Origin of the sequence: Bacteroides xylanisolvens XB1A, from assembly GCF_000210075.1 — a bacterium.
GTDB classification, from domain to species: domain Bacteria; phylum Bacteroidota; class Bacteroidia; order Bacteroidales; family Bacteroidaceae; genus Bacteroides; species Bacteroides xylanisolvens.
In genome coordinates, this window is sequence record NC_021017.1 from 4,988,012 (window position 1) to 4,997,299 (window position 9,288).

Below are 9,288 nucleotides of genomic sequence, written 5' to 3' on the forward strand. Positions count from 1 at the left end.
CTTCACCTATATCAATTGGTTTTGGATTGGTGCTGCTTTGCTTTCGGTGTTGTTTGCTTTGCTGGTATGGAATGCAAAATCAAAAGAAATGGATTAAAGTGAGTACATTAGGTTAGAATATAAGTCTTTGTTTTCGAGGTATTAGACACCATTCCGGGAAGTAAGTAATGATTGCTTATCTTTCTGGAATGGCTTTTTTATAATCAATTAAATAGAAAGTTTTATGGAAAATTCATTGAATGATGAATTATTGTGTTCATTGAAAGACGAACTTCGTGAAGTAACCGCACAAATCAATGTGCATAGTGAAAAATTAATGGATCTGCTCGACCAAAAAAAAGAATCGTCAGTCAACTGACTCGAGAGATGTCGCATCTCACGCCTGTCATCATCGAGTATCGGGGAAATCCGAAGCAATATGTCTCTGTTGTGCTCGATGCCATCAATCTGGGTAGGTTGACGTATGACGGAGTAGCAAATTGCGAACAGACTTTTCGTGCGTTAGCAAGCGTTGTAGATGTGATAAGCCCTAAGAATGGGAAAACGCTTAGTGTAGAGACGCTGGTGTCTTATGAGAAGAAAAAGCGTGCTGGAGAATTTGAGGAAAAATAATATAAAATAAAAAGACGATTGTTGTATAGTTGAACAACAATTCGTATATTTGCAGTATGGAAAAGAAACGTAAGATCCGTACATACGGAGGTTACTTTGAGGCTTTCATGGAGACTTTAACCGAAAAGGAACAAGATAAAATCCAGTATGGACTACTCTTGTTGAAAACACAAGAAAGACTCTCCACTAAATTTGTAAAATTTGTTCAGGACGGAGTTTTTGAACTTCGTACAGAATATAATGGTAATATATAACGGGTATTTTTCATTTTTGATGATGGAAATATTGTAGTGTTGTTTAATGGCTTTCAAAAGAAGGCGCAAAAAACACCGGGTAGTGAAATAGATAAAGCATTAAAAATAAAGGAGGAATATTATGCAGATAAACAATCATCAAATAGTAGATTATGACGCTGTTCTTGATGCGAAATTTGGAGCAGAAGGTACTCCCGAACGTGCGGAAGCAGAAGAAAAAGCGTATGCTTTCTACACCGGGCAAATTATCGAAGACGCAAGGAAAAAGGCTAAGATTACTCAAGCAGAGTTAGCCCGGCGTATCGGTTCCGACCGTTCTTATATTTCAAGAGTGGAAAGTGGTCAGACAGAACCTAAGGTTTCTACTTTCTATCGCATCATGAATGCGTTAGGTTGTAGGATCGAATTTTCGATGTCTTTATAAGAAGCGAATCTTTTTATCCATAATTACAAATATCGGAATATAATTTTGAAAATTGGAATTATATTCTTATTTTTGTTGCATGATAAGTGAGTAACTAATGAGAATATTTACAGAACAAGCGTTAAAAGAATATGCAGAGGAGCATCCCGATTCAAAAGTTGCTTTGCAAGAATGGGTTACTATAGTAAAGAAAAGTGAATGGGCTTGTTTCGCTGATATAAAGAAGACCTTTAATAGTGCCGATAGTGTAGGTAACCAGCATTATGTTTTCAATGTTAAAGGGAATAATTATCGCTTGGTAGTAGTGGTGAAGTTCACTGTAAAGTTTGTATATATTCGCTTTATTGGTACTCATAAAGAATATGATAAAATAGATTGTGCTAATATTTGAAAATATGACAAAGATAGAAAACCAAACCCAGTATGAATGGGCTGTAAAGAGAGTGGAGGATCTTCTTCCGTTAGTGAAGGATGATACTCCTTTGAATGACCCTAACAGCATCGAGTTGGAACTTCTTTCTAATTTTGTTGCCGATTATTCAGAGGAACACTTTTCTTTGGGAGAACCTTCGCTTGTGGATGTTCTGAAGCTTCGTATGTACGAAATGGGGCTCAATCAGAAATCACTATCACAACTGATAGGAGTTAGTCCTTCGCGTCTTAGTGACTACATTTCCGGAAAATGTGAGCCGACATTGAAAGTGGCTCGTGAAATAAGTAAAAAACTGAATATTGATGCTAGTATTGTGCTAGGAGTATAACTTCGATTCAGATTAAAAAAACATGGTGGGAAATTTGAAAAAGATAACTGTCTTTTTCAAATTTCCCACCGTTTTTTTGAGGAAGAAAAAGGAAAAGGTGAGGGTAGGTGAGGGTAAATTTCTAACATTCGTATTTTTTTTTAGAAGAAAATAGAAGAATAGAAATAAGAAATATAAAAATGAAAAGTTGCAAAAGTACCCTCACCAACCCTCACCTTTTTGCGTGCGAAGGAGATGAAATCTTATTCATATAGCCTGTTTGATTTCACTTGTTCCGTATCAATAATGAATACAGTGTATCTTCTCCCGTTTTTTCCCTTATGAAATTCGAAGCCGTGTTTGGACATCACTTTTCCTAGTTGGGCTTTGGTTCCGTGAGAATATTGATACCCCGTCCGTTCGCGAATCAATTCCGCAATTTCAGTGACCGTCAGATAATGCACCTTTTCGAAACGTTCCGGTTTGCGGATATGTGTCAACACCAGTTCTTCTTCCGGTGAGTGGAAAATGAAATCCTCGTTGTTCTCTTCAATCCGTGAGTTTTCCGACTGGGTGAACCAATACTGATACCCCGGCTTGTTGAGCAGATACTTGATTTGTGCATACAACTGCGCGTAGTTTATTTTGATAAACTCCATCGAGTCGACATGAAAGCAGAGAAAACGGCGGTTACCTGTGGTGTCGTGAAGCACTTCCTGGTAATTGCATGTGCCGGCAAAAGAAGCCGTATGAGGAAAGTTTTGCGAACGCCGCGCGTATGGCAGGCGGATGCTGATTACTTTGCGGGTAACCAAATCCTTGAAGATATTCAGTTCCCGTCCGCTCATCCCTTCAAATTCATCCAGATTGATAAGCATTGCCTGCGCTATTTTGGCTAGATCATCCTTGTTGCTCGGGTTGATAAGACCGGTAGAAAGATAGGCGCGCAATTCGGGCGGCAGCAGGTTGTTGATAAACGTAGTCTTTCCGATGTTCTGTATTTCGCTGCAAAGCAACAAAACAGTGTGGTTCACCACATCGTCTTGTGTGGCGGCAGCGCACATTCCCACCAGATAACGTTCCAGACATTCTACCCAAAATTTCTGGTGACTAGTATGCACGCTGTTGGCAAGGATACCGATATAATCCGTTCCGTCCCATTCAGGCAGCGAGTCTAAATACTCGCGAATAGGATGGTAGGTGATGCTGAAGTCGGAGTAGATCAGATTCTGAATCGTCTTGACGGTGCACGAATAGCCCAGTTCGTTCATCTCCATCCAAATGCTGTTTTCCATCATTTCGTCGAGAATATGGAAAGGTTCCGGTTGCTCCGTGTCCGTTTTCCTTCTGCGATATTCCATGATATGAAGCACTTCGTTGTAGCGTGTATCGTAATTTTCTTTGATATGTTGCTCAATCTGTAACATTCGCTTCTGCGTACTATTCAGCTTGCGGGTGTCGAATTCCTCGTTGTGTCCGTAAGCACTCCCGATCAGTGCGTCCATTTCATCCGCGGGAAGATCGGTGAACTGGCTCTTGATAAAAGCTGCCGCCTCTTCCTGGGGGACGCCGTAGCGATTGTACATACAAGCCAGGCAATGCAGGTAGTTGTTCCGGTTGCCGGTGACGTACTTTTCGGATTTATTGTGATAATAGTTCAGAGTCACCATTAAGGAAGCGTGCGAGGAATGGTAGTTGAGTGCCACTTGTTCGGTGAGGGGATTGTTGTCTGGTGCTGTCGTCTTTTTCTTTTTGCCGGATGCCCTTTTCTTCTTTTGAGACTTGAAGAACATCGGTGGCTGTTCCACGATGACAGCTGTGGCATCGGGATTGAAATAAATATCCGGATCGTAAGAGAACAGGCAAGTGCGGCTAACATCCTGCCCGGAAGTGTCGACCTCAACTCCGCAGAGCTGGGCATAAAAGGAAGCGATTTTGTGATAAGCAGCATGATGGAAATCTTCAATTTCCTGAATTGTTTCGGGCAATGTCCCGTCTGTCCGGCATACACGTACCACGATTTTCAGTCCCATTCCTTTGGGGCTGATGAAAGCGATGCGGGTGTGGGCACACTTTTTTGCCAGTGCGAGGATGCGTGCCAATGCTTCCTGTGTCTGATGGTCGATGTCTACTACGATGTATCCCAGATACTTGACGAGAGTTGCGTTTGAACGTCCTCCCCGGTAGTTGGCTGAAAAGGTGATTTCCGGTAGTTCTATTTTCTTTTCGTTGGCTGCTTTCTCGCCTTGTTCCGCGAAGATTCGGCGCACGTCCTCCACCGTTTCCCGGTATGTGCCGTTGCTGATGGCCGATACGATTTCTTCTTCTGTCATTTCGGCTATGACGCGGTAAAAGTCTTGAAAGATGGTAAAATGATCCATGTTGGTTTGTTCTTTTTAATTTGCGGTTGCAAAGAAATTTGTTTGTAAAATAATAGAATGGAACTTTTCGTTTTTTTGATTAAGTTCCTAGGGTTCTCCCAAATAGCGTATGATCGTTGCCACTTGCCGGGGAGAGAGAAGGCGGTTGCGGGCACGATAGCCTTCTTGTTCGAGTTCTTGCAGGAGCGGAAGGTTGTAGACAATCCAACGACGTAGTATTTGTAAGGCTACTTTAAGGCATACGTTGGGGTTGTAAAGATGAGCTAGTTCCGACTTTTTATAAGTGCGGATATGAAACGGCTGATCCGGATAATACATGATGAATGGTATTTGGTTTATGCTATAAAGTTACTGAAAATTAATGGCTTATTAAAAGAATAACGTCATTATTATTCATAGAGTATCAGGAAACTTCGTTGGGGAATCCGGAGGATGGAAAATGTGTTATCTTTATGTCGTTAACAAATAAGGAACGCGTTCGAAATGTGTGAAATCTTAAAATTATTTTATTATGGCAATGACAGTAACTTATTCAGTAGTGCCGCGCAAGAATCCTGCCAAAAAGGATGAGTCGGCAAAGTATTACGCGCAGGCACAGGCTTCGGGAGAGTTGGATTTTGAAGAGTTGTGCGAGGGAATCACCAGCCGGTCTACCTGTACGGAGACAGATGTGCGTGCCGCCATTTCGGGTATTCTTTATGAGGCGAAGCGTGCGTTGAAAGCGGGAAGAATAGTCCGGCTGGGTGATTTGGGCAGTTTGCAGATCGGGTTGAACAGTGAAGGAGCTGTGTCGGTCAAGGAGTTTTCAAGTTCGCTGATTACGGCTGCCCATATTATTTTCCGTCCCGGAAAGACGTTGGCGGACATCACGAAGATTCTTAGCTACCAGCAGGTAACGACGCGTGCGGTGGCCCAAACGGGCGGTAGCGGCAATGAAGGAGAAGACGATGACAAAGGTTCCGGTGGTGGTTCAGACGGTGGTGGAAGCGGAGAAGCTCCGGATCCGGCAGCATGATAACTTTAATATTAGATCAAATGAAAGAAATTGTAACTAAGATTTTGGATGTAATCATGTTCCTTGTGCCTTTCTTCGGAAAAAGAAAGCGGAACAGAATTGTGAGAGAGGTGCGCTTCAATGCTACCCATAAGGAAGTGTGTAATGTGAAAACAACGGAAAGGGAGAAGGACGATGAGAAAGATTAGTCTGATTGTGATTCACTGCTCTGCTACCCGTGCTGATCGCGACTTCACGGCGAAGGATGTGGACACTGCCCATCGCTTTCGGGGCTTTTCTTGTTGGGGGTATCATTATTATATCCGCAAGTCGGGACAGATAGAACCGATGAGGGATGAAGATACGGTGGGTGCTCATGCACGCGGTTTTAATGCGATTAGTTTAGGGGTGTGCTATGAAGGCGGACTGGATGAGGACGGAAAGGCAGCGGATACACGTACTTCCTGCCAGAAAGAATCTTTGCATCGCCTGGTGCGCGAACTGTTGCAGCGTTATCCGGATGCAAAGGTGGTCGGTCATCGGGACTTGAGTCCTGACACCAATTATAATGGAATTGTTGACCCTTGGGAGCGGATCAAAGAGTGTCCCTGTTTCGAGGTGAAAGCAGAGACATGGTGATTTTTATCCTATTTATTACTGTGGTGGTTAATTGACCACCACAGTAGTGAAATACTCTTTAAATACCTCCGCGGCTTTTTCAAGTTGTTCGGGGGTATTTTCTTTTACGTCTTTCAGCTTGTATTCCTGCTCCATCGCTTCATACTTATGTACGCCTAATGTATGATAAGGCAGGATTTCCACTCGTTGCACCATCTTATATTTTCCCAGAGCCTCTCCCAAGCGGCGGATATCCTCTTCGAAATCGCTGTATCCGGGCACTAATACATAACGCAGCCAGAAAGGTTTCTCGTTTTCTTCCAGCCATGCTGCCGTGCGGATGGTTTGCTCGTTACTTCTTCCGGTCAGTGCTTGATGGCGTGCCGGATTGAACTCTTTAATATCCAGCAATACAAGATCCGTCAGTTTGAAAAGTTCTTCTACTTCTTCGTTCCAGATACCGCCGTTGCTGTCTATGCATACATGTATTCCCTTTTCTTTCAGTTCACGCACTAAAGGGACTAGTGCTTTGGCCTGAAACGTAGGTTCTCCTCCGGAGAAAGTGACTCCTCCGCGTTTCCCGAAAAAAGGACGTTGGCTCATAGCCATGCGGACGATTTCTTCCGGTGGGGTAGGTGTGCCTCCTTTTCCGGCTATCGTGTCGGGGTTGGCACAATACAGGCAGCGGAAATTGCATCCTTGAAGAAAAACGACGAGCCGTAAGCCCGGCCCGTCGAATGTTCCCATACTTTCGTATGAATGTACGTTTATCGTCATATTGAGTAGATCTGATTACATACGTTCGTGGAAGCTACGGCTGATAACTTCCAATTGATGTTCGCGGCTCAACTTCACGAAGTTTACGGCATAACCGGAAACACGGATGGTGAGTTGCGGATATTTTTCCGGATGTTCCATGGCATCGTAAAGCATTTCACGGTTCAGTACGTTCACGTTCAGGTGGTGAGCGCCTTTGGTGAAATAGCCATCCATCATTGTCACCAGATTTTCTACGCGATCCTCTTCAGTAGCTCCCAGTGATTTGGGGACGATGGAGAAAGTGTTGCTGATACCGTCCTGTGAGTCGCGGTAACGTAATTTCGCTACGGAACTCAAAGAGGCGATGGCACCGTTCTTGTCACGTCCGTGCATAGGGTTGGCTCCCGGAGCAAAAGCGACACCTTTGGCGCGTCCGTCGGGAGTAGCACCTGTCTTCTTGCCATACATCACGTTGGAAGTGATGGTGAGCAAAGATAAAGTAGGACGGGCATTTTTGTAAACCGGAAGTTTCTTCAATTCTTCGCTGAAGAAATAGACCAGGTCAACACCCAGGTGGTCTACCTTGTCGTTGTCATTACCGAAGCAAGGGAATTCGCCTTGAATATCGAAACCTTCTGTCAGACCGATGTCGTTGCGGCGTGCGGTCACTTTGGCATATTTGATGGCCGACAGTGAATCGAGGGCGATAGAAAGTCCGGCTACACCATAAGCAAGGTTGATGCGTGGGTTGGTATCTACAAGAGCCATTTGGGCTTTTTCGTAGTAATACTTATCATGCATATAATGGATGATGTTCATCGTTTCGTTGTAAACACGGGCGATTTCTGTCAATACCTTCTTGTAGTTGCTCATTACTTCTTCGAAGTTCAGTGTGTCGCTGGTTAGTACGGGGATATTTTTCACCATTACCGTACCGGTGTTTTCGCAACGTCCGCCGTTGATGGCAAGCAACAGGGCTTTTGCCAGGTTGCAACGTGCGCCGAAGAATTGGATTTGTTTTCCGATTTCCTGATAAGATACGCAGCATGCGATTCCGTAATCGTCAGACTGGCGCACTTCACGCATCAGGTCGTCGTTTTCATATTGGATGGAAGAAGTGTCGATAGATACTTTTGCGCAGAATTCTTTGAATCCTTCCGGCAGTTCCGGGCTCCACAATACAGTCAGGTTCGGTTCCGGTGAAGGGCCGAGGTTGTAGAGTGTTTGCAGAAAGCGGAAAGAAGTCTTTGTCACCTTGGTACGTCCGTCGTTGAGGCGTCCACCCAGGGATTCGGTTACCCATGTCGGGTCGCCGGCGAAGATGTCGTTGTAAGATTGCATACGCAGGTGACGCACCATACGCAGTTTGATGACAAACTGGTCGATCAGCTCCTGTGCGAAAGATTCTGTGATGGTTCCTTTGCTCAATTCATATTCCATATAAATGTCGAGGAACGAAGAGACGTTACCTAGTGACATAGCAGCACCGTCTTGTTCTTTTACGGCAGCAAGGTAAGCCATGTATACCCATTGTACTGCTTCTTGTGCGGTGTAGGCAGGACGGCTCAAGTCGAGTCCGTAGTATTCGCCCATTACTTTCATGTCTTTCAATGCCTTGATTTGCTCTGCCACTTCTTCGCGCAGGCGGATGCGGGCTTCGGTCATCGGACCGGTAAGGTTACGCAAGTCTTCTTTTTTTGCCTCAATCAGTCGGTCGATACCATAGAGAGCCATACGGCGGTAGTCGCCGATGATACGTCCACGGGCATAGTTGTCAGGAAGTCCGGTGAGGAATCCCAGAGAACGGAACGAACGGATTTCTTCGGTATATACGTCAAATACTCCGTCGTTGTGCGTCTTGCGGTAGTGAGTGAATATATCTTTTACACGGTCGTCCACTTCCACGCCGTTTTCGTGGCAGGCTTTGCTCACTACGTTGATACCTCCGAAAGGCTTGATGGCACGTTTCAGAAGTTCGTCTGTCTGCAGACCGACGATCAGTTCATTTTCTTTGTCGATATATCCGGCTTTATGAGAAGTGATGGTTGAGACGGTGACATTATCCAGTGAGCGTACGCCGTTATTGGCTCTTTCTTCTGCCAGTGCTTCGAGGCAGCGGTTCCATACAGCTTTTGTGCGTTCGGTAGGTCCTTCGAGGAAAGAAGCATCTCCATAATACGGAGTGATGTTGTGACTAACGAAATCTCTTACGTTGATTTCTGTGCTCCAAAGACCGTCTTTAAAGATCTTATTTAATTCCATAAATGATAAAATTAGAGGTTGTAGTTATCCTTTTCTTTAGAGCGCACAAAGTTACAACGTTTTTTCATATAATCAGCATAAATATGCTCTATTTTATGCTTTTCAACATAAAATACCTAGATATTGCTATTCTTTGGAAATGATGTTCGTGATTTTTTTTTGTGAAAACTCTTGTAAGTTTAAAATATATTCGTACCTTTGCACCGCTTTTAACGAAAAGCACTTCTGATAAAGAAGTTTTGGA

General features: G+C 44.1%; 12 protein-coding genes and 1 pseudogene. 9 read left to right on the forward strand and 4 right to left on the reverse strand.

The window, feature by feature from the left end:
- Positions 1 to 223 precede the first annotated feature (223 nt).
- From BXY_RS23755 to BXY_RS19420, 6 genes and pseudogenes are all read left to right on the forward strand, one after another.
- A complete protein-coding gene (locus tag BXY_RS23755; protein ID WP_004302294.1) occupies positions 224 to 358 on the forward strand; it encodes a hypothetical protein in 135 nt (44 codons plus the stop codon).
- A gap of 8 nt (positions 359 to 366) precedes the next feature.
- The gene (locus BXY_RS19400) at positions 367 to 612 is read left to right on the forward strand and encodes a hypothetical protein (RefSeq protein WP_004315521.1); all 246 of its coding nucleotides are present in this window, start codon (positions 367 to 369) and stop codon (positions 610 to 612) included.
- A gap of 56 nt (positions 613 to 668) precedes the next feature.
- Positions 669 to 1,022: pseudogene (locus BXY_RS19405) on the forward strand (type II toxin-antitoxin system RelE/ParE family toxin).
- A complete protein-coding gene (locus tag BXY_RS19410) occupies positions 988 to 1,290 on the forward strand; it encodes a helix-turn-helix domain-containing protein (RefSeq protein ID WP_004302297.1) in 303 nt (100 codons plus the stop codon). Before BXY_RS19405 ends, BXY_RS19410 begins: the two are co-directional and overlap by 35 nt.
- Before the next feature lie 97 nt (positions 1,291 to 1,387).
- Positions 1,388 to 1,681: a type II toxin-antitoxin system HigB family toxin gene (locus tag BXY_RS19415; protein ID WP_004316673.1), complete on the forward strand. Its 294-nt coding sequence runs from the start codon at positions 1,388 to 1,390 to the stop codon at positions 1,679 to 1,681.
- Positions 1,682 to 1,685: 4 nt separating this feature from the next.
- Positions 1,686 to 2,051 (forward strand): helix-turn-helix domain-containing protein, encoded by a 366-nt coding sequence (locus tag BXY_RS19420; RefSeq protein WP_015532733.1) that lies wholly within the window; start codon positions 1,686 to 1,688, stop codon positions 2,049 to 2,051.
- A gap of 242 nt (positions 2,052 to 2,293) precedes the next feature.
- On the opposite strand, the gene BXY_RS19425 is transcribed toward BXY_RS19420, so the two are convergent.
- Positions 2,294 to 4,411 carry a virulence-associated E family protein gene (locus BXY_RS19425; RefSeq protein WP_015532734.1) on the reverse strand — a complete coding sequence of 706 codons (2,118 nt, stop codon included), beginning with the start codon at positions 4,409 to 4,411 and terminating at the stop codon, positions 2,294 to 2,296.
- An 87-nt stretch (positions 4,412 to 4,498) separates the two neighbouring features.
- Positions 4,499 to 4,729: a DUF4248 domain-containing protein gene (locus BXY_RS19430; RefSeq protein WP_004305834.1), complete on the reverse strand. Its 231-nt coding sequence runs from the start codon at positions 4,727 to 4,729 to the stop codon at positions 4,499 to 4,501.
- Between the two features lie 193 nt (positions 4,730 to 4,922).
- On the opposite strand from BXY_RS19430, the gene BXY_RS19435 reads away from it, so the two are divergent.
- From BXY_RS19435 to BXY_RS19445, 3 genes are read left to right on the forward strand one after another with little or no spacing between them, the layout of a single operon-like run.
- Positions 4,923 to 5,426: an HU family DNA-binding protein gene (locus BXY_RS19435; RefSeq protein ID WP_004305836.1), complete on the forward strand. Its 504-nt coding sequence runs from the start codon at positions 4,923 to 4,925 to the stop codon at positions 5,424 to 5,426.
- Positions 5,423 to 5,614: a hypothetical protein gene (locus BXY_RS19440; RefSeq protein WP_004302306.1), complete on the forward strand. Its 192-nt coding sequence runs from the start codon at positions 5,423 to 5,425 to the stop codon at positions 5,612 to 5,614. Before BXY_RS19435 ends, BXY_RS19440 begins: the two co-directional genes overlap by 4 nt.
- A complete protein-coding gene (locus BXY_RS19445; RefSeq protein ID WP_015532735.1) occupies positions 5,601 to 6,044 on the forward strand; it encodes an N-acetylmuramoyl-L-alanine amidase in 444 nt (147 codons plus the stop codon). The genes BXY_RS19440 and BXY_RS19445 overlap by 14 nt, the downstream gene beginning before the upstream one ends.
- Positions 6,045 to 6,071: 27 nt before the next feature.
- On the opposite strand, the gene pflA is transcribed toward BXY_RS19445, so the two are convergent.
- Together pflA and pflB are read right to left on the reverse strand one after the other, a co-directional pair.
- Positions 6,072 to 6,800, reverse strand: a complete 729-nt coding sequence (pflA, locus tag BXY_RS19450; protein ID WP_004308786.1) for a pyruvate formate-lyase-activating protein — start codon at positions 6,798 to 6,800, stop codon at positions 6,072 to 6,074.
- A 15-nt stretch (positions 6,801 to 6,815) separates the two neighbouring features.
- Complete coding sequence (gene pflB / locus BXY_RS19455) at positions 6,816 to 9,044, reverse strand: formate C-acetyltransferase (protein WP_015532736.1); 2,229 nt, start codon at positions 9,042 to 9,044, stop codon at positions 6,816 to 6,818.
- Positions 9,045 to 9,288 lie beyond the last annotated feature (244 nt).

Excerpts from the sequence above, each read along its gene's own strand:
- BXY_RS23755 (WP_004302294.1), top strand. The coding sequence starts at position 224 with ATGGAAAATTCATTGAATGATGAATTATTGTGTTCATTGAAAGACGAA.
- pflA (WP_004308786.1), bottom strand. The coding sequence starts at position 6,800 with ATGACGATAAACGTACATTCATACGAAAGTATGGGAACATTCGACGGG.
- BXY_RS19415 (WP_004316673.1), top strand. The coding sequence starts at position 1,388 with ATGAGAATATTTACAGAACAAGCGTTAAAAGAATATGCAGAGGAGCAT.
- BXY_RS19425 (WP_015532734.1), bottom strand. The coding sequence starts at position 4,411 with ATGGATCATTTTACCATCTTTCAAGACTTTTACCGCGTCATAGCCGAA.
- BXY_RS19410 (WP_004302297.1), top strand. The coding sequence starts at position 988 with ATGCAGATAAACAATCATCAAATAGTAGATTATGACGCTGTTCTTGAT.
- BXY_RS19445 (WP_015532735.1), top strand. The coding sequence starts at position 5,601 with ATGAGAAAGATTAGTCTGATTGTGATTCACTGCTCTGCTACCCGTGCT.
- BXY_RS19430 (WP_004305834.1), bottom strand. The coding sequence starts at position 4,729 with ATGTATTATCCGGATCAGCCGTTTCATATCCGCACTTATAAAAAGTCG.
- BXY_RS19440 (WP_004302306.1), top strand. The coding sequence starts at position 5,423 with ATGATAACTTTAATATTAGATCAAATGAAAGAAATTGTAACTAAGATT.
- BXY_RS19420 (WP_015532733.1), top strand. The coding sequence starts at position 1,686 with ATGACAAAGATAGAAAACCAAACCCAGTATGAATGGGCTGTAAAGAGA.
- pflB (WP_015532736.1), bottom strand. The coding sequence starts at position 9,044 with ATGGAATTAAATAAGATCTTTAAAGACGGTCTTTGGAGCACAGAAATC.
- BXY_RS19400 (WP_004315521.1), top strand. The coding sequence starts at position 367 with ATGTCGCATCTCACGCCTGTCATCATCGAGTATCGGGGAAATCCGAAG.
- BXY_RS19435 (WP_004305836.1), top strand. The coding sequence starts at position 4,923 with ATGGCAATGACAGTAACTTATTCAGTAGTGCCGCGCAAGAATCCTGCC.